Source organism: Acetomicrobium flavidum, from assembly GCF_900129645.1.
Classification (GTDB): Bacteria; Synergistota; Synergistia; order Synergistales; family Acetomicrobiaceae; genus Acetomicrobium; species Acetomicrobium flavidum.
Genome location: NZ_FSQZ01000001.1, coordinates 929,890 through 951,397 on the forward strand (window position 1 = coordinate 929,890; position 21,508 = coordinate 951,397).

Annotated in this window: 25 protein-coding genes; all 25 read right to left on the reverse strand. The window is 50.0% G+C overall.

From position 1 onward, the window contains the following. Nucleotides 1-38: 38 nt before the first annotated feature. Nucleotides 39-1,100 carry a FecCD family ABC transporter permease gene (locus BUQ78_RS04855; RefSeq protein ID WP_074199460.1) on the reverse strand — a complete coding sequence of 354 codons (1,062 nt, stop codon included), beginning with the start codon at nucleotides 1,098-1,100 and terminating at the stop codon, nucleotides 39-41. Between the two features lie 173 nt (nucleotides 1,101-1,273). After that, nucleotides 1,274-1,636 carry a NifB/NifX family molybdenum-iron cluster-binding protein gene (locus tag BUQ78_RS04860; RefSeq protein WP_074199461.1) on the reverse strand — a complete coding sequence of 121 codons (363 nt, stop codon included), beginning with the start codon at nucleotides 1,634-1,636 and terminating at the stop codon, nucleotides 1,274-1,276. Between the two features lie 156 nt (nucleotides 1,637-1,792). Beyond that, nucleotides 1,793-2,344: a 4Fe-4S binding protein gene (locus BUQ78_RS04865; protein ID WP_318259512.1), complete on the reverse strand. Its 552-nt coding sequence runs from the start codon at nucleotides 2,342-2,344 to the stop codon at nucleotides 1,793-1,795. Nucleotides 2,345-2,406: 62 nt separating this feature from the next. Next, nucleotides 2,407-2,778 carry a NifB/NifX family molybdenum-iron cluster-binding protein gene (locus BUQ78_RS04870; RefSeq protein ID WP_318259513.1) on the reverse strand — a complete coding sequence of 124 codons (372 nt, stop codon included), beginning with the start codon at nucleotides 2,776-2,778 and terminating at the stop codon, nucleotides 2,407-2,409. A gap of 149 nt (nucleotides 2,779-2,927) precedes the next feature. Then, on the reverse strand, nucleotides 2,928-3,062 hold the full coding sequence (locus tag BUQ78_RS10125; protein ID WP_318259514.1) for a hypothetical protein: 135 nt from the start codon (nucleotides 3,060-3,062) through the stop codon (nucleotides 2,928-2,930). A 171-nt stretch (nucleotides 3,063-3,233) separates the two neighbouring features. Further along, the gene (locus BUQ78_RS04880) at nucleotides 3,234-3,959 is read right to left on the reverse strand and encodes an ABC transporter permease (protein WP_074199462.1); all 726 of its coding nucleotides are present in this window, start codon (nucleotides 3,957-3,959) and stop codon (nucleotides 3,234-3,236) included. Between the two features lie 2 nt (nucleotides 3,960-3,961). After that, nucleotides 3,962-5,011 carry an ABC transporter ATP-binding protein gene (locus tag BUQ78_RS04885; protein WP_318259515.1) on the reverse strand — a complete coding sequence of 350 codons (1,050 nt, stop codon included), beginning with the start codon at nucleotides 5,009-5,011 and terminating at the stop codon, nucleotides 3,962-3,964. Further along, the gene (locus tag BUQ78_RS04890; protein WP_318259517.1) at nucleotides 4,972-5,496 is read right to left on the reverse strand and encodes a Fur family transcriptional regulator; all 525 of its coding nucleotides are present in this window, start codon (nucleotides 5,494-5,496) and stop codon (nucleotides 4,972-4,974) included. Before BUQ78_RS04890 ends, BUQ78_RS04885 begins: the two co-directional genes overlap by 40 nt. A 122-nt stretch (nucleotides 5,497-5,618) precedes the next feature. Further along, on the reverse strand, nucleotides 5,619-7,178 hold the full coding sequence (gene gcvPB, locus BUQ78_RS04895) for an aminomethyl-transferring glycine dehydrogenase subunit GcvPB (protein ID WP_074199464.1): 1,560 nt from the start codon (nucleotides 7,176-7,178) through the stop codon (nucleotides 5,619-5,621). A gap of 19 nt (nucleotides 7,179-7,197) precedes the next feature. Then, complete coding sequence (gene gcvPA, locus BUQ78_RS04900) at nucleotides 7,198-8,604, reverse strand: aminomethyl-transferring glycine dehydrogenase subunit GcvPA (RefSeq protein ID WP_074199465.1); 1,407 nt, start codon at nucleotides 8,602-8,604, stop codon at nucleotides 7,198-7,200. 57 nt (nucleotides 8,605-8,661) lie between these two features. Next, complete coding sequence (locus BUQ78_RS04905; RefSeq protein WP_074199466.1) at nucleotides 8,662-10,527, reverse strand: RiPP maturation radical SAM C-methyltransferase; 1,866 nt, start codon at nucleotides 10,525-10,527, stop codon at nucleotides 8,662-8,664. Further along, entirely contained in the window at nucleotides 10,524-11,081 is a 558-nt protein-coding gene (locus BUQ78_RS04910) for a TIGR01440 family protein (RefSeq protein WP_074199467.1), read from the reverse strand. Before BUQ78_RS04910 ends, BUQ78_RS04905 begins: the two co-directional genes overlap by 4 nt. Before the next feature lie 20 nt (nucleotides 11,082-11,101). Continuing rightward, nucleotides 11,102-12,235, reverse strand: coding sequence for an ATP-NAD kinase family protein (locus BUQ78_RS04915; RefSeq protein WP_074199468.1), 1,134 nt, complete (start codon nucleotides 12,233-12,235; stop codon nucleotides 11,102-11,104). A 226-nt stretch (nucleotides 12,236-12,461) separates the two neighbouring features. After that, nucleotides 12,462-13,559 carry a glycerol dehydrogenase gene (locus tag BUQ78_RS04920; RefSeq protein ID WP_074199469.1) on the reverse strand — a complete coding sequence of 366 codons (1,098 nt, stop codon included), beginning with the start codon at nucleotides 13,557-13,559 and terminating at the stop codon, nucleotides 12,462-12,464. A 29-nt stretch (nucleotides 13,560-13,588) separates the two neighbouring features. Further along, nucleotides 13,589-14,137, reverse strand: a complete 549-nt coding sequence (locus BUQ78_RS04925) for a BMC domain-containing protein (protein WP_014806041.1) — start codon at nucleotides 14,135-14,137, stop codon at nucleotides 13,589-13,591. A 13-nt stretch (nucleotides 14,138-14,150) separates the two neighbouring features. Beyond that, nucleotides 14,151-15,473 carry a 4Fe-4S dicluster domain-containing protein gene (locus tag BUQ78_RS04930; protein WP_074199470.1) on the reverse strand — a complete coding sequence of 441 codons (1,323 nt, stop codon included), beginning with the start codon at nucleotides 15,471-15,473 and terminating at the stop codon, nucleotides 14,151-14,153. 13 nt (nucleotides 15,474-15,486) lie between these two features. Next, on the reverse strand, nucleotides 15,487-16,875 hold the full coding sequence (locus BUQ78_RS04935; RefSeq protein ID WP_014806039.1) for an aldehyde dehydrogenase family protein: 1,389 nt from the start codon (nucleotides 16,873-16,875) through the stop codon (nucleotides 15,487-15,489). A gap of 11 nt (nucleotides 16,876-16,886) precedes the next feature. Further along, nucleotides 16,887-17,840: a cob(I)yrinic acid a,c-diamide adenosyltransferase gene (locus tag BUQ78_RS04940; RefSeq protein ID WP_084532223.1), complete on the reverse strand. Its 954-nt coding sequence runs from the start codon at nucleotides 17,838-17,840 to the stop codon at nucleotides 16,887-16,889. A gap of 17 nt (nucleotides 17,841-17,857) precedes the next feature. Beyond that, nucleotides 17,858-18,160, reverse strand: coding sequence for a EutN/CcmL family microcompartment protein (locus tag BUQ78_RS04945; RefSeq protein WP_074199471.1), 303 nt, complete (start codon nucleotides 18,158-18,160; stop codon nucleotides 17,858-17,860). Beyond that, nucleotides 18,157-18,477, reverse strand: coding sequence for a hypothetical protein (locus tag BUQ78_RS04950; RefSeq protein ID WP_014806036.1), 321 nt, complete (start codon nucleotides 18,475-18,477; stop codon nucleotides 18,157-18,159). Before BUQ78_RS04950 ends, BUQ78_RS04945 begins: the two co-directional genes overlap by 4 nt. Before the next feature lie 9 nt (nucleotides 18,478-18,486). Next, complete coding sequence (locus tag BUQ78_RS04955; protein WP_074199472.1) at nucleotides 18,487-19,122, reverse strand: hypothetical protein; 636 nt, start codon at nucleotides 19,120-19,122, stop codon at nucleotides 18,487-18,489. After that, a complete protein-coding gene (eutJ, locus tag BUQ78_RS04960; RefSeq protein WP_074199473.1) occupies nucleotides 19,103-20,002 on the reverse strand; it encodes an ethanolamine utilization protein EutJ in 900 nt (299 codons plus the stop codon). The genes BUQ78_RS04955 and eutJ overlap by 20 nt, the downstream gene beginning before the upstream one ends. Further along, nucleotides 19,999-20,637 (reverse strand): PduL/EutD family phosphate acyltransferase, encoded by a 639-nt coding sequence (locus BUQ78_RS04965; protein ID WP_084532225.1) that lies wholly within the window; start codon nucleotides 20,635-20,637, stop codon nucleotides 19,999-20,001. The genes eutJ and BUQ78_RS04965 overlap by 4 nt, the downstream gene beginning before the upstream one ends. Before the next feature lie 35 nt (nucleotides 20,638-20,672). Continuing rightward, complete coding sequence (locus tag BUQ78_RS04970; protein WP_014806032.1) at nucleotides 20,673-20,987, reverse strand: BMC domain-containing protein; 315 nt, start codon at nucleotides 20,985-20,987, stop codon at nucleotides 20,673-20,675. After that, the gene (locus BUQ78_RS04975) at nucleotides 20,959-21,492 is read right to left on the reverse strand and encodes a BMC domain-containing protein (protein ID WP_074199474.1); all 534 of its coding nucleotides are present in this window, start codon (nucleotides 21,490-21,492) and stop codon (nucleotides 20,959-20,961) included. Before BUQ78_RS04975 ends, BUQ78_RS04970 begins: the two co-directional genes overlap by 29 nt. Nucleotides 21,493-21,508 lie beyond the last annotated feature (16 nt).

Genomic DNA, 21,508 nt, shown 5'->3' on the forward strand with positions numbered 1-21,508 from the left:
AACTTCTTTTCTGTAGCCAAATGTTATATCCTTTGCCCTTAGGATCTTAGATTACCCCCTTTTATAAGCAGGTAAAGAAAAAGCGGCGCACCCATGAAAGAAGTCACAATACCTACAGGAAGAACGATTGGGGCCATAATGCTCCTAGCTACGGTATCTGCACTTAATAAGATTAAAGCTCCCATGAAGCACGATTGAGGAAGTAAATGACGGTGATCTCCCCCTGTTATCCTACGGGTAATATGAGGTGCTGCCAGCCCTATAAACCCAATTACTCCAAAGGTTGCAACTGCCAAAGCGGCAACCAAAGCAGCCATAATAAGGCTCGTCTTTCTTAGAGTTTCAACGTTTACCCCAAGGCTTTTTGCCACATCATCCCCCATTGCTAGGGCGTTAAAATTAAGCCTGTGGATCATAAAAAACAAGCTGGTAGGCACAAGAAGGCAAAACATTAGAAAAAGTTCGCTCCAAGAGGCTCTCCCCACATCCCCGAAGGTCCAGAACACGATGGATGCTACCTCAATGTCGCTGGCGAAATATTGGATCATCATGGTTCCAGACGTGGCGAGCGCTGACAAGGCCACCCCTGACAGGACAATTGCTTCGGGTGATAAACGCTTTCTTTGGCTCAAGAACAAGATGAGCCACGTGGAGGCAAAGGCCCCTAAAAAGGCGAACATGCTCACGCCCCAAGGTAAGCCTGCCAAGAATCCTTCGTTTTTGGCGCTCGGCCCCAGGCCTAAAACAACGAGAGCAAAGGCAGCGCCAAATGCTGCCCCCTGAGAGACGCCAAGCGTATAGGGCGAAGCAAGGGGGTTGTGCAGGATGCACTGCATCGCCACCCCTCCCATGGCAAGCCCCCATCCGGCGAGGACCGCTCCAATGATCCTCGGAAGCCTGATACGCCATAGGATGGTAGATGTAACGTCATCGGAACGCCCTAACAGGGCGATGAAAGCATCTCTTAAGTTCACCTGAGAAGAACCCACAGAGAGGGAAAGGAAAACCATAACCAAGAGGGCTAAGACAAGAACAACAAATACAACTTTGCGGCGATAAGCATATACTTCATAAATTTCAATGGTATCCCTACTTGACATTTGAAGCCCTCCACATGAGTGTTACTCACAGTATAATTAGTAACACTCATGTGTCAAGAGCCTGCCAAAGACTGGACGCGGCCTAGTATGTTAAGATATTTATATGTTATATAAATATAGAGCTAATGTCAGAGGCGTTGCCCTTGTAGCCCGTGCGTCTCTTCAAATGATGCTTATTGTGAGCAACTCCCGTTGTCGCCTCCCTCACCATGATGACAAGAGTTGGAACTGCCGGAAAGCTCGCCCTTTATAAATGCTTCGAGCGCGCTGTCTACGTTCATGGGATGGCACGTTTGAACCGTTATGCCGAAAGAGGCAAACAGATCTCTTGCCCTCGGCCCCATATCTCCTGCTATAACTATATCCACATTAAGATCCTTCATCCATCTTGGCAGCACTCCAGGTGCATGTCCGGGATTAGTGTAGATCTCTTTTTTTACAACCCTGTTTCCGTCGATCTCAACGAGCCTAAATTCTGGAGCGTGGCCAAAATGGGAACAAACCATATCTCCATCGACAGCAATCATCACTTTCATGACATCATCTCCTATTTCTATTGATTTCTACCCTCGTAACAATGGTACCCCACATTCGCTCTATTTCGTCTTTTATATTTCCCCTATCGACCTCTACCACCGGCACTCCCCGCGATATAGCTTCAATAAAAACCTCGTCGAAGGGAAGTTTACCGATTAATTTACAGCCTCTACCACTGGGCAAGAGGTGCCCGGAGCCACATCTATTATCACGTCCCTATGATTATCGGTTTGACCATATATATACATCTTGGCTTTCCTTATTACTGGCGTTGGCATGGGTTCCCCTGTATTGAGCCTTCCCTGGACAAGTTCCAGATTTCCGCGATAACCTACTTCAACAACACCTACCTGCCTATTAGCTTCTACAATAGCTGACTCTGGACACAAATAAGAACAGGCTCCACAACCGTGACACAGCTCAGGAAAAACAATCACCTTGCTCGGAAGGGACGCTATGGCATGATAGGCACATACTTCTGCGCATCTGCCACAATGATTACACCTATCAGCGTCTATTCTGGGAGTGGGGACATACACAGGCTCTGTTCTTTCGATAGACGCGCGCAGAAACAGGTTGGCATTAGGTTCTTCTACGTCACAGTCCAATATCTGTACTGAAGTACGTTCGCTTACGGCCAAGGCTAAACTCGTGGCCACCAGCGTTTTCCCTGTACCGCCTTTGCCGCTCGCTACGGAGACGATCACATCCCCACCCCCTCGCACGTATTTACAGCTTTTGCTACCATTGCCGCTCTAATGTCCAGAAGTTAACTCATCAGTGCGCCCGAAGTGAGGAGGGACATCTGGGGCAGGCGTAGACGCCAACTTCCCCTGCTTAAAAGATAAAAGGCATCCCTTACTGTGCCAGAAACGCCTGTGATGATCTGCACGCCAGCGGCAGATAGGACCTCATATGCATTGGGACCACAGCTTCCTGTAAGCACTGCCTGTACCCCTTTTCCCACTATCGCCTGAGCAACGCTGATTCCCGTCCCTCCTGGAGCACTTCCGCTGCTATTTTCCATAGCCTCAAATTGCATAGAATCAGGATCGACGATGATGAAGTAGGGAGCGCGTCCAAAGCGAGGATCTACCAACGCATCTAAATCAGGAGCAGTCGCCGATACGGCTATCTTCATAAACTCCACCCCTACTTTCCCTCAAGCTCTCTGACGCGGGCTTCGATAGCATCGAGTTGGGCCTTTACGGCATCAGCTTGAGCTTTTAGAAGCTCAATTTCCTGCTCCTTGCTCACTGCTTGAGGATTGGAAGTACCTTGCGCATACCCCTACGCCCCTGCAGCACCGCCCAAGAAGTACCAACACCTGGGAAGACCGCCTCTGCCCATACCAACGTATGGCCATGCGGGGCTCTGCCCCCGAAAGCCAAACCCACAACCGCCTCTGCCAAATCCTCTGGGCATACCCAAACCCCCCCTTGATATTAATATTGATAATCATTATCAACTATAATTATATTAAAATAACCGTCATTGTCAATGCATTTGCCGACAAAGGAGAGGCAACAGGTATATGATTATACGATTCTTAAACGAAATAACCGGTCAATATGTTCCTACCAAGCGTATGAAGGGTCATTCAAACTTTTTTGATAGCAGATTGGCCGCCGGAAGGAAAAAAATCAAAAAGAAGGCCATCAAAACAGCAGCATGAAGCGCTACATTGGCACCTTGACTAACGCCTGAAACGCCCTGGAATCCTTTAACTGCGTATGTGAGGGGAAAAAGATGAGCTAAAAATTGCAAGGCTTTCGGCATGGCCTCAACGGGATATACCACACCGCTTATAAATACCATGACAAAGCGAGGAAGATTGAGCAGGGTTTGAGCCTCAAAGACCTCCTTTACCATTAAACAGAGAAGTGATCCCATAGTGGAAAATGCCAGCAGGGCCGGCAAAAGAATTGATAAAAAGGATATCCAGTGCAAGTCAAAATTCAAGAGGAAGACGCACATCACTGCCACTAGTGAGCTCATAAGAAGGCCAAAGATGGCTCCGCCCAGAATTTTCCCAAGTAAAATTGCCATAATGCTAATGGGAGCAAGTAAAAGCCTCTCCAATGACCCAAGGCGAAGCTCGAAGTTTATCACCACCGCTTCCGCAGCAGTGGTGCTGAACAACGCGGTCATGGCAAGGAGTCCGGGGATCAATCCCTTGAAATCCACTGGGTTTCTGAGATAGAAGGCCAGAACCCATGCGATGGGAAAGACTATTCCCCAACTTATGGCGGGGGGTTTAAGGTAATAGGTCTTCATGTCTTTTGCGATGATGCACCATATTCCCCTCAAGTCATCGCGCATCGTCACTTACCCCCCTTTTCCATCGCCATCATAGTTGAAGAAAGCCCGGTGATCCTCACAAAAGCTTCCTCAAGAGTGGGCTTTATAGTATTAACAGACTCAATTTCTGCCCCTGTATCTTGTATTGCTCGGCAGATATGAGGGAGAAGGCTATTTGCGGTGCCGCTGCAACGCAAAGTGTTCGAGCCTACAATGATGGGCTTAGCTCCTATAAGAGCGGCTAGCCGCTCTGCCAATATTGAGGCAGATCCCCTTATGGTAAGTTCAATGGCCTGTTCCTTAGTGGCCATTTTCTTTAGCTCTTCGGGCTTTTCGACCACGACAATTTGTCCCCTTACGATGATCGCGATGCGGTCGCACAGAACGTCTGCCTCTTCCAGGTAATGGGTGGTCAAAAATATCGTCATCCCTTGATCGCGCAATTTTCGAATAGCACTTCTGAGAGAGCGTGCAGCCATGACGTCAAGTCCAACAGTTGGTTCATCCAGAAACAATATCTTAGGGTTGTGAATGAGGGCTGCGGCAATGGTAAGAGACCTCTTCATCCCCCGAGAGAGCGTCCGAAATGGACGATCCCTCTTTTCCTGCAGGCGAAAGAGCTCAAGCAGCGCCCCAGCTCGTTCGTACCTCTCCCTCCTTCTTACGCCATAGAGTTTGCCCATAAAGAGGAGGTTTTCCAAGGCCGTGAGCTCGTCGTAAAGGTTTGAGGCCTCCGGCACTACTCCCGTAAACCCCTTTGTCGTCGCAGCGTTCGCTTTAATGTCAAGGCCCAATAGCTCCACATTGCCTGCTGTAGGTTTAGATAGCCCTGTGAGCATACGGATGGTGGTGGTTTTCCCAGCACCATTGGGGCCTAAAAAGCCAAAAAGTTCTCCTTCTTCCACATCGAAGCTTACGCCGTTAACAGCAACTAAATCGCCATACCGCTTGATTAACCCTTCAGCTTTAATAGCTATGGACGTGACAATCCACTCCTCCTTTTTTTGGGCAATGAGGATATTGCAACAGCGGATCACATAAGTCCGCGATGCATGCGCCTCCTGCGACGACAACGACATTCCCTTTGGGGCATTCTAGAGGGGTCAAAACCTTTTTCGAGGCATTCATGACATACGCCAAAGAGCTCAATGCTTTGCGGAAGGAGAGTAAACCCCATATCTTGAGCCCACTCTTCCGCAACCTGGCTCTTTTGATCTTCATCTTCAAGATGCACCACCTTGCCACAGCCGCGACAGACAAGATGGAAATGGATATCCTTGCGCGACACCTCAAATCGGCTAAAACCCTCATCTAAATTTACCTCGTGCAGAAAGCCCATCTCCACCAAGAGTTCTACTGTACGGTAGATCGTGGCAAGACCTATGGAGGGATCCTTTTCCTGTATGAGGTCCAAAAGCTCTCTGACGTTCGGATGTTTATCCCAATTTTGAAGTATGGTCTCTACTATGAGCCTCCTTTGACTGGTAATGCGAAAACCTTTTTCTTGCAAGGAACGCAAGTACTCCTCCACCTTTTCCTTCAATTTCTCTTCATCCACTATCTCAATCACCTCTCGATCAGCTTTCCGGTCATATAAAAAGGCGGCAAAGCCCATTGGTCACCTTTTTCAGAGGCCTTGCCACCATTATATTTCTATCTACTCTACTTCGTCCAACTGGCTTAGGTTCGACCTTTTTTCTTTACGTACGCCCTCCATGTGGTTGCCCAACGCTTGGGATCATCCAGCGCAGACTCATCGGCCAACTTGTGAGATGCACACTTATGAGGCGCATTTTTCACAACTTCAGGATCTGAGTAAGCCTCATCGCGGATGTGTTTTAAAACTGCTGCGTATTCATCCAGATCCTCCTTGCCGTAGCTTTCGCAGGGCTCAAGCGTCATAGGTTCAGGCACAACCCAGGGATGATGGCTCGTCCAGTAATGCTGCAGGCCAAAATCGCCCACGCGTCTCATGATGTCCGTCGTACTAATTCCCGTCGCCTCGAACAACTTCTGCCAACAGTAACGGGCTTCCTCAAGGCGTCTTCTTCCGGGTGCGTATGGTACGTCTATTTCAGGGATCAATTCCTGCAGCTTCTTTTGCAGGTAATTGTGGTTTATCGTAGATATCTCGGATACTTCCTTGAGATATTCCTGTCCTATGGCCCTGATCCAGGCGTAGGCGCGCACCAATACCCCTGCAGGACCTTGAAACTGCCTTATTTTGCCCACGCTTTCCGGCCTGTCGAAATCGAGGTAATACTTTTCCCCGTCGTACTCGACCGTTGGGAAGGGCAGGTACTTTGCCAGATAATCCCTTACGCCCAGTGCACCTAAGCCTGGCCCCGAACAGCCGTGAGGGGTGCCGAAGGTCTTGTGAATATTGAAGTGACACATGTCAAATCCGGCCTCGCGTGCCCTTGCTATTCCCAGAAGGACGTTTGCGTTTGCTTGATCGTAAAAACACAGGCCGCCTGCATCGTGCACTATCTTGACGAATTGGTCGATCTCCGTGTTGTATATCCCGGTATCCTCGGGGTTGGTTATGAACATCCCGGCGGTCCTTTCCGATACGGCAGCCTTGACCGCTTCTATTGAAGGATAGCCGTTCTCGCTGGGAGGAAGGATTATCAGCCTGAAGCCGGCCGTTGCAGGGGCTGCGTGATCACAGGGGTGCGTAAAGGCTGCGCTTATGATTTCCCTGCGTTTATCCAATTCGCCGCGATCGCGATGATAAGCCCTCATTATGCTTGCTGCCGTGTAAACGGCATGAGCCCCGCCCTGTGGATGCAAACTGAACTTGTCCATCCCGGAGACTTCTTTGAGGATCTCCTCGAATTCGTAATACATTTGAAGTATCCCTTGAACGGTATCCACATCCTGCCAGGGATGAAGGGAAGCTATACCCGGATGTGCCGCCAGTTCTTCGTTGATCCTGGGGTTATATTTCATCGTGCACGTGCCTTGGCTTATGTCGTTACACAGGTTTGCTCCAAGCGTCTCCTGGGCAAGGTGGATATAATGAGCCAAAACCCTCTTTTGATCCAGCTCGGGCAATGCCGGAGGTTGCTCTCGAAACATCCCCTTTGGCACGAGATTTTTCGCATCGCCCGCCTCCTTCTTGATTTCCTCGTCCGGAGCCGGAGGGATTAGGCCCCTTCGCCCCGGAACGGAGAGCTCAAATATTATCGGCTCGTTCCAATGGGCCTGATGAAAATTTCTCAATTTAACGTCCTCCATCTCATATCCCCTCCTACCCTTACATGCCTACGACGGAGGCCAGAGCATCCGCCAGTATGTCTATGTCCTCTTTGCCGTGAAGCTCCGTCACGCAAAAGAGGGCGCTTTGCCCCATTTCAGGGAAGTCCTTCGACAGGTCTTTGCCGCCAAATATTTTGTGGTCAAGCAGGGCTTTATTTATCTCTGCAACCGTCTTTTTTGTCCCGTCGAAATTAACCGTAAATTCTTTAAAGTGATAGGAGTCAAAGAGTGGCGCCTTAACTCCCTTGACGGACGAAAGCTTTTTAGCGGCATAAGAAGCCCTCTGAAGTAATCCCTCGCCCAATTCCTTCATTCCCTGCGGTCCCATCAAGGCCATGTAGACGCCTGCCACGATGCCGTGAAGCTGGGCCATCGTCCCCAAGAAGTCCTTGGCCTTATCGCGAGATGCATAAGACGTCCTCTCGTACAAGACCTCGCCAAATCCGTATTCTCCGTCTTCCACGGTCTCCGCTATTCCAAAAAGCAAAGAGGGATACTCCGCCACGAACTTAGGCTCGTCGGGAGTAGCGATAAATCCACCCAAGCCGCCGCCATAGCTCATGGGAATGCCCATAGGCTGCACATCGCCACAGGCAAAATTGGCACCGTAGTGGGCAGGTGGTTCAAGCACGCCTAAAGAAAGAGGATCCACGCCCACCGACAGCAACGCCCCCTTAGAATGAAGAAGGTCGGCTATCTCCTGTCCCCGGCTTTCTATGACGCCGAAGAAATTAGGATTTTCCATATACAAGACGCATACGTCGTCGGACAGCTTGCTTTTTAAATCGTCAATATCGAGCAAGCCGGTTTTCGGATCGTACTTGACCATCTCTATATCCGGAGTCGCAGACCATGCGTAGTTTTTGATGCATGACAAACGCTCGGGGCTGATCGATTCGGCCACCAATGCCTTGCCTCTTCCCGTCATGCGCGATGCCATCCTTACGGTGGTGGCACATGCCATGGCCCAATCGTAGGTAGGAGTGTTCACCATATCCATGTCGACCAGTTCGCCTATGCAGCTTGCGTATTCAAACTGGGCCTGAAATTTGCCATGATCTGCGAAGGCCTCTCCGACGTAGGCGGACAAAAATTCATCCCTTTCCATTATGGTCTTACAAACTGCCGGCACGTAGTGCTGCCAGCATCCGCCGCCCAGAAAGTTTAGGTATTCCTCGCAATTTTTGTTCTTGGAAAGCAGGTCAGTTACATGTTTTTTAAGCTCGTATTCCGATGTGATTGCCTTGGGGATGTTTAGAGGCCTTTTAAGCCTTAAATGTTCTGGGATTTGACCAAAAATATCTTCCGCGCTTTCAATCCCTATTTCCTTCAGCAACTCCTCCTTAATTTCGGGAACGGAATTGGGGATATAAGGATGTGCCCTTCTCTTTTCCTTCTCTTCCATGCTGTTACCCCTCCCAAATGATAAATTTTGAAGCGCTAAATAACCCGATACATTTCCTCAGGGCATCACCTCTTCCTTGGTAACAAGGCTCAACAACATCTTGCCTTCCTTCAATACTATGCCATATTTTATTAAATTGATAATAGATTGCTTAATCTTATTTTCATCTTCTACGAAACCTTTTTCACTTAAACTTAACGCGATAGCCTCAATGGTCACGGGCTTACTGCAAGCTTTGCAAACCGCCAATGTCAAGGGATCAAGCCTTATGTGCCATTCGCCCTCGCCGGACCTTTTGTCGATTATGAGCCCTTCCTCGTCGCGTGAAAAACAAAGCGAACTTTTGGGATGAATTTCCTTCCAGAAAAATATGTTTTCCCGAAGTTCATGGGCATACTCGGCGCAATTTTGGGGGATCTGATATTCGAAGGTAAAAAAAGAGGCTAAATTGTTCGTAGCTTTTTCGCCAAAGGGATATGTGAAGGCGTAAGAGGAGTAGGGTCTTATCCGCTTTATGCCATATCTTTCGGGATCCTCAAAACAGGGGCTAAAACGGTCAAGTCTGAAAGGGCCAGCATAGTTGGGCGGAGGCAAATGATAAAGCAGAGGCATGATCTTTGCCATGTTCTCGTAAGCCTCAATGGGTTCGCCCGGAAAACCCCACAGAAAGTTCCACACCGGCGTTATTTTTGCTTCACGACACCCCTTGAGGAAGGCTATGTTTTGAAGTGCGCTTACGCCTTTGCCGATTATGGACAAAACCTTTGAGCTTAAGGATTCAATGCCTGCTTCTACCCTTTTGAGCCCACATTCTGCCAGCTTCTTGATGGAGATCATGTCAATATCGGGCCTAACCTGAAGGTAGACAATCTCAGGCTTTCTCTCAAACATGGCAAGCGCTTCCATAAGCGAGTCAAGCATTTCCGCGTCGCAGGATTCATCGCTTAGAGATAAGCAAAAACCGGGGTAATCGCTCACGAGGCTTCTGACTTCCGAGATTATACGACCTCGACTTTTCTTTCTAAAGCGCAACGTCTCGCTAGATTGGCCGCAGAAGATGCACCTCTTCCTCTGGCCCCAGTAACAACCCCTGGACATCTCGAAAAATATCCTGGCCCTAACTTGGCCCATAAACTTCCTTTGTTCGTAAAGCGATGCATAATCGCTGTAATCCGGCATGGGCACGCTATTTAGATCGCTTTCTAAGGATACCTTTCCTTCGATGTTTTTTTGAAGAGCCATCCCTAAAATTTCATCTATGTCGTCCAAGCTTTGATCGGACATGTAAGCATCGACGAGCGACTTAAAGGCGCTGTCGCCCTCGCCCAGACACACGGCATCCACAAAGGGATGGCACCTCAAAAGCTCCTCGCCCATGACATTTTTGCAGTTTGCTCCGCCAAAGACTATTAACGTTTGACTAAACACATCCTTGATCCTCTTTGCTAAAGACAGAGCAGCTATCTGCTGATGAAACATGCTCGTAAAGGCCACCACCTTAGGGTTGGCCTCTGCTATGGCTTGTAAGCACTTTTCCAGAAAGGGCCCCACGGCACTTTGGATCTCGACAAGCCCATCGTAAAATGTTTCGTCGACCGATCTCTTTTCGAAGGGAGCTTCGTGCTCTTGGGCTTTTCCCTTCAGAATCCTTTCTACGTATTCCTCAAAGGGAGGGATGAGACTTCCATAGAGATCTTGAGCAAATAACCTATCGCCAAGCAAATCTACAATATGCCACGTAGATATTTCATCATAAAGGTCTAAGCCTATAATCTCGGCGAAATCCACATTAAAATCGAAAGTCTTAACTTTATATTTTCCCCTGATCGAGCTTGCAAGCAAACCAAGTGCAAAGGATGGTTGTCTGATGCTGGCAAAGGGCATGTTGACCAATGCCACGTCAAGAAAATCGCTCGATGTCATTTTACGAAGTATGGGGGATATTTTGCCCTTTCTCCCCCTATCAGCTTGGGTCGAGTACGTGCCATGACCAGATTTGCATCGCCAATTCTCTTTATTCCTGACCTCACGGGAACGGCGACCCTCTTAAGGTGCATGCCTATCATGGTATCTCCTATATCAATGCCTGCATGCCCCTCTATCTTTTCTACCACTACGGGCTTGTCGAACTTCTCGTAAGCGACCACCGCAAGTGCACCGCCCGCTTTAAGGTGAGGAAGCACGGTCACGATCTCAAGCTGATATTTCGTCGCACACTCCTCCTCAACGACCAAAGCCCTGTTTAAGTGCTCGCAACACTGCACTGCAATGAATAAATCAAATTTCTTCGTCAATGGTTCGATGCCTTCCATTATGGCACGTGCCACTTCGAGGTTGGAGGCAGATCCTATCTTCTTTCCCAAGATCTCGCTCGTACTGCATCCCACCACCAAAATATCCTTCGGTTTCAGTTCGGCCAAGGCCAACAACTCCGACAAAGCCCTATGCAGGGACGATGTGAGGTCTGCAAACTCCACTTGAAATACCTCCTTTTAGTCTAGATCGAGACCTTCATGAGCCGCTGCTCGAGATACCCGGTCACAACCCTAACATAGCCACAAAGCGCTTGATCCAACTCTTCGTCGCCTGTGTCTACCAGCAACGGGTTATAGCCCAAGGCGCTAACCTTGTTGCGCGTGGCTATGACAATTATGTTCTCCAAGCCTACCTTCCTTATCACCCTAGGGCTTATCTGCTGGTTCCCCCTTCCAAAGATATAGCCTTGTCCGCCTATTATGGTGACCACTATAAATGCCTTCTGCACGCCCGAGAGAAGTTGAAGCAAGGTGCTTTCGTCAGCATCTAGGGCAATAAATTTTTTATTCTGGCACACATCCACCCCAAGCAAGGTGTATTTATCTCCTATCTTCTGCTTTATAGCCCTGGTGGTAGTGCCGGGCCCTATGATGTACAGGGCTCCTTGATTTTTATCCATGTGGTCTAAAATATAATAAGATATGCCCTCCAAGTCGATCATGTCCGATGCGGCCTGTCCTGCCTTTTTGCTCTGCACAAAGGTCCTCTCGTGAGGAATGAGTAGGTAGCCGTAAAGGGCAGCGCTTACCCGCCCCTGGCGAAAGGCCTCCTCGTCTATATCCATGACTTCGGCTTCCCTTACGTCCTTGACCTTTCCCTGCAAATAAAGGAGAGCAAGCTCGCCAGCTCTCCTTGGATTTATTGCGAACACTCCCGAATGGATCTTAACTCCTGCAGGGATGCCAAGCACTACTTGCCGGCGGTCTTTTACAGCAGAATATATGTCCCTTGCTGTCCCATCTCCGCCGGCAAACAACAATATATCCACTCCATAATCTGCTATCTCTTTTGCCGCCCTTCTCGTATCTTCCGAGGTAGTTTCTCCCGGGGTGATCTTGCCTATAACGGTAGGATTAAAACCTGCATCTTTTGCCTCGATCTCGCCCATTTCTCCAGGGTACGTGACTATCTCTATTTCGCTTTTTAAGGGGGCTAGCCGGAGGAGCGCTTCTACAGCCTTTTTGGGCGCCTCAGCTATCGCCCCCTTTTCCCTGCAGATCCTCAAGACCTCTTCGCCGTCGGTACCTTTTAACCCCAATCTGCCTCCCATGCCGGCAATGGGATTGACCACAAGCCCCAGTCGATGACGAATCATTAATAAACCCCCTAACGACGATACAGCAGAAATAAGTCATTCACACAGTAGAAAACCGACAGATGACCTTTGTTCATTATACAACATTAACTATCTTTCAACATCACAAATATGGTTTAGCTTATTAAAATAGTTTTAAGTACAGGCTCGATGTACGGACAAAAATGGTCCCCGCTTACAAATTTCATTGCGGGGACCGACTGGCTATGTCATTTAGGTATCTTACTTACTCCTCCAAAAAAGCCCTCCCCAATGCATCGGCGCCAAGCATGGCATTTACGACCATTTCCGGGGTCACTTTGAACGGCATGTTTGCCATGGTGGTGCCTTCCGCACAGGCAGCTTCAGCAGCCGGAAGCAGTTTCTCGTAACTTACATCCTTGAGCCCAAGCTGCTTTAGCGTCACCGGAAGGCCAATGGAGCATGCGAAATCCAGCACCTCATATATGGTGTCAGGATCTGCGTCCTGAAGCACCAACTGCGTCAACGTGCCAAAGGATACCTTCTCCCCATGGTAGAACTTATGAGTTTCTTCCAAGACCGTCAGGCCATCATGCACTGCATGAGCTGCGGCCAAACCGCTGCTTTCAAACCCCAAGCCGGAAAGCAGGGTATTGGCTTCGACGATCTTTTCCAATGCGGGAGTCACGGCGTGGGCTTCGCAGGCGATCTTGGCATCCAAGCCGTATTCCAATAACAATTCGTAACAGAGTTTAGCCAAGGCCAGTGCTGCGGCAGTCCCCTCGCCTCCGGGCATGTTGGGGGCCTTCGTGAAGCTGCACGCTTCTGCCTCAAACCACGTAGCTAAGGCGTCTCCCATGCCGGATACGAGCAACCTGGTTGGAGCCTTAGCAATTATATTGGTATCCACCAACACCAAATTGGGATTATGGGGAAGGACGAAATACCTTTCAAATACGCCTTCAGGTGTATAGATGACGGCCAGTGCACTGCAAGGAGCGTCCGTCGCCGCTATGGTGGGTATTGAAGCCACCGGAACCTTCATGTACTCGGCAACGGCCTTGGCGGTGTCTAACGCCTTTCCTCCGCCGACGCCAACTATAACGTCAGCACCGCTTTGCTTGGCAATCGCCGTTAGCCTGTCGATTTCCTGGTCGCAGCATTCCCCGCCAAAGTTCTCTTCAAAATATTCTATGCCGTTTTCGGAAAAACTTTTCTTCATGGCATCCCTAACGGAATCCAGCCCTCGTTTTCCGCCAAGCACCAGTGCCTTTTTGCCAAGCAATGCTACGTGCTTTCCGACCTCGTTCATTGCCCCTGCCCCCTGGACATACCTGCCCGGGGCTATCATTATCCTGGTCATTCCAATTCCTCCTTATAAGTTTAAATAGGTTACAAAACTGCGCCCTTCAGGTCGGGATGGGGATTGGGGATAAAAGAGGTATCCACAAGCAAACCCTTGCTTGCGACCAGCTCTTTGGCGACCGTAAGGGCCGTCTTGACCTCAGAAATATCTCCTCCCATGGAGAAGAAGGACTTAGCCCCCATGCCCCTTCCCAACCTGATCTCTATCAAAACTACCTTAGCAGCCTTGGCAGCCGCATCTGCTGCCTCTATGATGCAGGGAGCAGCCAACGCTTCTACCACGCCCAATGCTCCCATATCGCCCACCTCTGTAGTGCATGCCAGGGCAGGAAAGACGGAAGGGTGAACGTTTGGAAGCAGCATCTCGTCTGTCAACATCTCCTCCGCCACTTGCTTTCCTGCGTTTAAGGCGTTTTTGACGGCACCCACCTGTCCCCATACCACTATCAGGTATTTCCCGGGGCATATTGGCGAGGCATGAAACAGCTTCACGTTAGCTGCCTTAAGCATAGCGTCAACCGTCGCCACGCCCCTGGCTACGCTGATAAGCTCGAAAGTTCCTATAGCCCTTTCCATGGCAACCATCCCCCTACAGGCCTGAAGCCCTAATTGCAATATATTCCGAGGTTATCTCCTCGACCAAGCCGCTGATGGAGGCATGGACGTTAGCTCCCAAGGCATTATCCGGCAGCTTGGCTATCAAATCTCCCTCCTGAACCTCATCATGCAACGACACGACGGGAATAGACGGGGCACCGGTATGTTGTTTAAGAGGTATCTTCACCCTTTCAGCCACAAACTCCCCGTTAAAGGGAGGATGTACGTCGTATGTGCCCAGACCCAGGCGCGACATCAGCCTCTTGGTCGGGACCAACCTGAAGGGCCTTTCTGCTCTGGGATATATCGCCTTTTTCTCGAACTGTGGCTTTACCCCCTGTTGCCTCATTGCTCCCTTTATCACCTGATTTACCCGCCTTGGGGAAAGGTGCATGGGACATGCATAAAGGCCGCTGCACAAATTGCATTCTGAACAAAGCATGGCCGACTGGACTATTTCAGGCAATCTCATGGATTCATAAGCCATGGCCTGCATAATCTTATGCGGGCGAAGGTCGTAGCCTATGAGATAGCGGGAACATACCATGGTGCATTCGCTGCACTGACAGCATGCCACGCGAGCCTGCCTAAGCATTACGCTGACCGGCATGTTCTCGTACCTTGCAAAGGCAGAGTTTGATGGCAGTACCAATATGGCCTTTGTCATCTTGGTGACGGGGAAATTTGCATCTTTGTGATATTGCCCCATCATTGGACCACCGTCCACAAACACGGGCTCATCGACGGTCAGTCCCCCGGCAGCCTCGACCAACTTTGAGGCCTCCACTCCCAGGGGAACGCTCCATACGCCTGGAGAGAGGACCGCTCCTCCGACCTGGACGAAGCTATGAGTTACGGGTTTTCCCTCTAAAGCCCGACCTATATTGTAAAGCGTCTCTACGTTGTTTACGATGGCGCCCACATGGAGCGGCAAGCCGCCCTCAGGGACAATACGGCCGACGCACTCGTGAAGGAGGATAACCTCATCTCCGGCCGGGTAGTAATCGCCTAAAACGCATACATCGCCTCCTGCAGCCTGCAAGGCGCTTATGCAGTCGCCATGTTTTTGTTTTACCCCAAAAACGACCTTACACCCCATGACAGACGATATGGCCTTAGATGCAGCTATCAGATAGGAGGCCCAATTTAACATCAAGGTCTGATCTACGTAAAGGAGCGGCTCGCATTCAGCGCCGTTTATGACGTAGGTATCTATATCTGTAGCCTGAAGCTTCACATGGGTGGGGAATCCCGCTCCTCCAGCCCCCACAACACCTGCATGTCTTACAAGCTCTGTCAATTCATCCTTAGTCATAGGTTTCGCCTGCCTAAACTATGCGAAACGCTCCGTGAAGGACGCAACGGCGCAGCCTGCAGAAGGACAGCGGCGTAGTCGGGCCATCTCCGGTGGTCGTTCCTATGGTAAATGCCGTGGGGCAGTCGCCTCCAACGCCTATAGATGCAAATGAGGGTGCATTTTTGACGAACATCGACGTCTCCATCACCTTTGCCATGTCGCTCATGTTGTCTATGTTGGTGCTGTGGATTATGGCAGAATGCCTGAAGCCGTGTTCTACGCGCTTTGCCATGGCCAGTCCCTCTTTGAAGTCGGCAACCCTTACCATGGCAAGTATCGGCATCATGAGCTCTTCCTGGACGAAGGGATGTCTTTCGTCACATTCGACTAATATAAGCCGCACATTGGGAGGAGGGGTAATGCCCAACTTTTCCAGGTATACGCATGCATCCTTGCCAACCATATCCTTTTTTATTTTGTGATCCTTTGTCAACACCAGGTCGACCAAAGCGTCTATCTTCGATCGATCCTTTAATTCGTACGCCCCGTTATGGCACATTAGATCTTTCAGCTCGTCGGCAATACAATTGACGGCTATCAGTTCCTTTTCCGCGATGCAGGGAAGGTTGTTGTCAAAGGAAGCACCTGCGATTACGTCCTTGGCAGCTTTTTCGAGATGCGCCGTCTCGTCGACCAAGACCGGAGGGTTGCCAGGACCCGCCCCTATGGCAGGCTTGCCTGAAGAAAGGGCAGCCCTTACCACTCCTGGTCCTCCTGTGGCCGATATCAGCTTAATGTCCGGATGGGACATTAACTCCTTTAAACTATCCAGCGACGCATCGCTTAACGTCGATACCACCTCAACGGGAGCGCCTTCCTCGGCCAAAATGCCCCTGATGAGGTCGATGGTCTTAAAGGTACAGCGCAACGCTCCCGGATGAGGAGAGAACACCACTCCGTTCCCTCCCGACAGCATGCAGATCGTATTATTTATGACGGTTGCCACCGGATTGGTTGAGGGCGTTATCGAGGCTATGAGTCCAAAGGGAGCCAGCTCTTCCAGTATAAGGCCATTGTCGCCTGATATTGCCCTGGTAGTGAAGTATTCAGGCCCCGGCGTCTTGGTAATTGCAAGTTTCTTCTTTAATATTTTATCGTCTAGACGACCCATATTAGTATCGTCTCGCGCAATTTTGGCCAATTCCTCGGCATGGGGCAAGAGCTTTGATTTTAAGGCTGAAATTACCCTCGTTCGGCTTTCCAGGTTGAAATCCCACTGCCAGGCCCTCTGGGCTTTGACTGCAGCTTCAACGATCTGATTTACAGAGGTGGGAGGTTTTGCCTCTTCGCGAGCTAGCTCGCTGGCAACTCTTGCCACTATTTTTTTAACGAGATCATCGACTTCGATTGTCGTGTTCATGTAAACCCCTCCTAACTCTCCCACGCCTTTACCATGGCCTCCGCCACGATCGTGTCCTCTTTGACGGATCCTCCGCTTACCCCGACGGCTCCAACTATTTCTTCGCCATTTTTAAGCAACAAGCCGCCGCCAAATACCACGAGCTCAGGGTCATTCTGAAGTCCGTACAATTCTTTACCCGGTTGCACCAATTCAGCCAAATTGCCCGTCGGCATCTTAAGTTTTATGGCGGTGGAAGCCTTCTTTGGGGCAAGGCCTAAGCTGACTTGAAGCACTCCCTCCATCCTTTCAAAAGCCACAGGAAGGCCGAAGGCATCACACACTGCCATCGCCATGGGGACGCCTATCTCGTTGGCTTTATTGCGCCCTGCATTCATCAGCTTACGCGCCACATCCGCATTTAAAGGTTTTGACCCCATATCCGCCTGTTGTCCCATTTTTAACACCACCTTTTTTGTGACTCTGTTTATAACGCTTTCCCAATGTGCCGAGATAGCAAGAGCATATATATAATCAGAAAGGCGGTTCAAATACATATAAGTCTCGCTGTCTATTAAATTCAATTCCAAAGCCTGCAGCCCTGCCCTTTCCGCCCTCCTGGCAAAGGACCTTGCAAGGTGAAGCATCGAACTTACCTCGTCGTCACCCGGGAGCACGAACTGATTGAAAAAGGGATATTCGCTTATGAGGAGATCGATGCGTTTTTCCAGTTCCTGGGGTGAAGGTTTTTGCCTTTGGGCTTGCCCGCGCGCTATGTAAGCCATGACCAATATTAGCTCCGACTGAAGCTCACAAATCCAGCCTGAAACCTTAGGCGTGGCCTTAGATCGCGCAATTCCCAAAGCGCAGGTCACCTCATCCAGCGTACCGTTTAAGACGATTCTCGGGTCATCCTTTCTCACCCGAGTGCCGTCGTATAAGGACGTTTCCCCCACATCTCCCGTTTTGGTATATATCTTCACCATGGCACTTCTTTGGCCTCTCACATGATCTCATCGGAGCATACGTCTACCGTATCGACAATGCCTACTATCGCAAAATCTATGGGGGCATCCGTTACACCGGCCGCATTCCTGGCCGAGCTGCCTGAACAAAGGAGGACTATCTCCCCAACTCCGGCACCCACAAGGTCAACCGATATCTCGACACGACCGTCACCCCGCGCGGACATGAGCCTTCCGTCCTTTCCAGGCTCTAGAAACTGCACTAACAGCAGTTTATGTCCTACTAACCTTTCATCCTTTCTAGTCGAGACAACTTGTCCTATGACTTTTCCAAGTTTCATTGTAATTTACCCCCACCTTTCAAGGCCTCCAAGGCCCTTTCCACTTCGGCAACAGCCCCAACTATGGCAACGGCAGGCATATGTTGGGGGCAATTGCCCATGACTTCGAAGGCCTCCACGGAGGCTATATCGGTTGCAATGTCGACGGCTGCTATGGTCTGTGCCACCATTCCCTGCAATATCAGCACGGCTCCCCATTTAACGCTATCAAGCAGTTCTTGATCCTCCTTGGAGGAAATGCCCCTGCGTATGCGATTTTTTATGATCCGCTTACAGGAAACGGACGGTGCAATTATGAGTTCCCACTGAAGGGCCATGGATCCAACCTACCTTTCGATCTTTATGCCAAGCGACCTCAATCTGTCCTCGGCTTCATCGGTCAAACGAGATCCATTTTTTAAGATCACCACACCAATGCCTGAGAGGCGGTCAGCTATCTCACACCAACTTATCCAACCCTTTTCGTCTAACTCGAGGACACGGGAAGAGTTAGTCGATCCTATTTTTGAAATTACGATAAACCCCAAATTACAAAGCCTGGACGTAATTTCGTCGATCCTCTTAGGGTCTATTGTCCTTAGCCATCTTGTAATGCAGGTATCGTCAACTATCACGGGCAGTTGTTCGTCCAGACATCCGAAAACGAGAGACCCTGCAGCGGTAAAGGGCAACCCCAAACACAGCTTAGAAACGAAATCAAGGGAAATGTTGGGTATGATCAGAGCCGATAACGTCTTTGCCTCACGATACGGATCGGTCAATGACTCGACAATATAGCAGGGGTTGTTGGCGTGATTAGACGATTTAGTGAAATCGCCTGACAAATAATGCACCCATGTCAGTTCCCCAGATGGAGCCCACCGGAGGAAATCGTGATTGCCGGACGTCCAAAGTATGCCCACCCTGGGCATATGTAGCCTTTTAAGCACGATGTCGCATATATTATTTACCATGGCCTCCATGACAACGCCTCCACAGACATTCAGCGATACCCGAAGGAGTGACTACCATGGAATAGGGAGCCAAAACCGCTTCGCTTCCCATAGCTTGAGATATCGCCTCGGGAGCGCCCTCTATGTTGGCTCCGCCCCCAACGATAACTACAGGCACCTTTCCCAGGAAGCCGCTTTTGTCCAAATGATCTCTGGCAATGACGCCCATCTTTTCGAACACGGGACGAATTATATTGAAAATCCTCCTGTGAGATTTGGTATCCCGCTTTAACCTTTCGGCTTCATCGAAGGATATGCCTAAAGCTCCAGCCAGGACCAACGTGACATGAGTGCCACCCGTTGGCTCGTCGGCAGAATATACCACCTCTCCCCCCTGGATGACGGCGATACCGGTAGTCCCGCCTCCTATGTCTACTATTGCGCCGTTTTCAATTCCCAGCGCAACGGAGGCAACTACAGGCTCCTCGTAAAGCCCCATGCAGGGAAATCCCAAAGCCTCAACTATGTTTGCGCACACTTGGGCCGTCCTCTGCGATATCCCCGGAGGATAGGCAGCTGCGCCCATGGCCGTAAAGTCAAGGTCGCCCAGGCGTCGCCTTAGGGTCTTTAGACACATTTCCATGCCCTCTATTGCAGCCATGTAGTCCACTATGACCCCGTCACGTATCGAGGAACGCGAATCGTTCAAGACCGCACTGACAGGTTGTCCCGATTCGTTAAGGGCGACCAGTTTCATGTTGGTTGTTCCAAGATCAAATCCCAGATAAAGTTCATCCCAATCGGTCAATGGCCCGCCAAAGGTCAATGCCTTATCAATAGAGGCTAGCTTTTCCACCGTTTGTTCGCTGAGGACGTTGTTGATCGTAGCACCGCAAGTCTCAAAGCTCATACCAAGACCCTCACATAATCCCCGGTTTTAAGGCTACATGCGTTTGCCTCGTCAATATCAACATGAAATTCGCTTATCATGTCCGGACCAACCCTCACCCATACTCGCTTAAAGATGAGGCCTCGATCTCCCCTTACTTCCACATCTATTTCTTGGCCATCCTTTAGGCCAAGTGCCTGGGCTTCAGCCGGAGATAGGTGCAGATGACGACGCGCCATGCCGACGCCTTTGGTCAAAACGATGTGCCCCTTGGGTCCCAATACAATGATGGGAGGGCAGGGTTGGCTTGATCCGCTTTTGATAAGCGGTATGTCGATATGAAGCCTTATCGCGTCCGACATCGCCATCTCCACCTGCGTGCTCTTCCTTATAGGTCCAAGGATGCGAACGTTTTCCAATACACCGCCAGGCGCAACTAAGGTAACGGTCTCCTTGCAGGCATACTGACCGGGCTGACGCAGATCGCGAAGTTTAGTCAAAGTATAGTCCTCTCCAAACAAGATCTTCACGTCTACAGCGGTGAGATGAATGTGGCGATTGCTTACACCCGCCACAACTAAAGTGGGATCGCTTAAGTCAACGTTAAGCTTATCCAATACGCGGCGAACGATCTCACTTATCAGTACATCATTCATCGTCGTCACTTCCTCTTTTCAGCCGCAGGTATTCTTCAATCGGTTTGTACATTGAGCGATTCGGCCTTGGGCGCACCTTCCTGCGGTAAAATGGTTTCCGTATCGGTATGTGGCCTTGGAATGACGTGAGATGAAACGACCTCGCCAACCCTGGAGGCTGCTGCCACTCCGGCATCCACCGCGGCCTTCACGGCACCAACATCACCACGAACCATCACCGTCACTAATCCTGCCCCCGAAAACCTCTGTCCTGCCAAACGGACGTTTGCCGCTTTTACCATGGCGTCAGCGGCTTCTATGGCGCCAATCAGACCTCTAGTTTCAATCATCCCCAGGGCTTCCTGAGTCATATGTCATACCTCCCTCTTCTTCATCCATAATTACATCCTGATCGTCCTTTTCCGAGATCCTCTTGTACCTTTTTCTAGGCGCTCTTTTCTTGGTTCGATTCTTTTGTGCCTCTTCCTGGTCCATGTTTTTCTCTGGTTTGCCTTCACCAACCATAGGTCCCTTTTGTTCTAGGGCTTTGGATGAAAGCATCAAATTTAGCCATTCCTGTGATCCCAGTGTTGCCTTGTTATAGGTTAACATTCCACCAATACCCTGCCCCGGCCTTGGAATGACGTCTATGGACCAAACACGGTTAACCCTTTCAGAGACAGCCTTGGCAGCAGACAGGGCAGCCTTCACCGCGCTGACATTTCCTGCAATTTTGACGGTCATCATGCCACCTTGGGAATTCTCGCGGCCTATTAAGCTCACGTCTGCGGCCTTTAAAGCCGCATCCGCAGCTGCAATAGCAGCTACTAAGCCTATTGTCTCTATAAACCCAAGGGCTAATTTAATCTCCTGCACACCGGGGATCCCCCTT

Excerpts from the sequence above, each read along its gene's own strand:
- BUQ78_RS04880 (WP_074199462.1), bottom strand. The coding sequence starts at position 3,959 with ATGCGCGATGACTTGAGGGGAATATGGTGCATCATCGCAAAAGACATG.
- BUQ78_RS04955 (WP_074199472.1), bottom strand. The coding sequence starts at position 19,122 with ATGGAGGCCATGGTAAATAATATATGCGACATCGTGCTTAAAAGGCTA.
- BUQ78_RS04930 (WP_074199470.1), bottom strand. The coding sequence starts at position 15,473 with ATGACTAAGGATGAATTGACAGAGCTTGTAAGACATGCAGGTGTTGTG.
- BUQ78_RS04905 (WP_074199466.1), bottom strand. The coding sequence starts at position 10,527 with ATGACATCGAGCGATTTTCTTGACGTGGCATTGGTCAACATGCCCTTT.
- eutJ (WP_074199473.1), bottom strand. The coding sequence starts at position 20,002 with ATGAGCTTTGAGACTTGCGGTGCTACGATCAACAACGTCCTCAGCGAA.
- BUQ78_RS04935 (WP_014806039.1), bottom strand. The coding sequence starts at position 16,875 with ATGAACACGACAATCGAAGTCGATGATCTCGTTAAAAAAATAGTGGCA.
- BUQ78_RS04940 (WP_084532223.1), bottom strand. The coding sequence starts at position 17,840 with ATGGTGAAGATATATACCAAAACGGGAGATGTGGGGGAAACGTCCTTA.
- BUQ78_RS04860 (WP_074199461.1), bottom strand. The coding sequence starts at position 1,636 with ATGAAAGTGATGATTGCTGTCGATGGAGATATGGTTTGTTCCCATTTT.
- BUQ78_RS04945 (WP_074199471.1), bottom strand. The coding sequence starts at position 18,160 with ATGAAACTTGGAAAAGTCATAGGACAAGTTGTCTCGACTAGAAAGGAT.
- BUQ78_RS04915 (WP_074199468.1), bottom strand. The coding sequence starts at position 12,235 with ATGATTCGTCATCGACTGGGGCTTGTGGTCAATCCCATTGCCGGCATG.
- BUQ78_RS04870 (WP_318259513.1), bottom strand. The coding sequence starts at position 2,778 with ATGAAGATAGCCGTATCGGCGACTGCTCCTGATTTAGATGCGTTGGTA.
- BUQ78_RS04950 (WP_014806036.1), bottom strand. The coding sequence starts at position 18,477 with ATGGCCCTTCAGTGGGAACTCATAATTGCACCGTCCGTTTCCTGTAAG.
- BUQ78_RS04970 (WP_014806032.1), bottom strand. The coding sequence starts at position 20,987 with ATGACTCAGGAAGCCCTGGGGATGATTGAAACTAGAGGTCTGATTGGC.
- BUQ78_RS04925 (WP_014806041.1), bottom strand. The coding sequence starts at position 14,137 with ATGGAAAGGGCTATAGGAACTTTCGAGCTTATCAGCGTAGCCAGGGGC.
- BUQ78_RS10125 (WP_318259514.1), bottom strand. The coding sequence starts at position 3,062 with ATGCCCAGAGGATTTGGCAGAGGCGGTTGTGGGTTTGGCTTTCGGGGG.
- BUQ78_RS04965 (WP_084532225.1), bottom strand. The coding sequence starts at position 20,637 with ATGAATGATGTACTGATAAGTGAGATCGTTCGCCGCGTATTGGATAAG.
- gcvPB (WP_074199464.1), bottom strand. The coding sequence starts at position 7,178 with ATGGAGGACGTTAAATTGAGAAATTTTCATCAGGCCCATTGGAACGAG.
- BUQ78_RS04855 (WP_074199460.1), bottom strand. The coding sequence starts at position 1,100 with ATGTCAAGTAGGGATACCATTGAAATTTATGAAGTATATGCTTATCGC.
- BUQ78_RS04920 (WP_074199469.1), bottom strand. The coding sequence starts at position 13,559 with ATGACCAGGATAATGATAGCCCCGGGCAGGTATGTCCAGGGGGCAGGG.
- gcvPA (WP_074199465.1), bottom strand. The coding sequence starts at position 8,604 with ATGGAAGAGAAGGAAAAGAGAAGGGCACATCCTTATATCCCCAATTCC.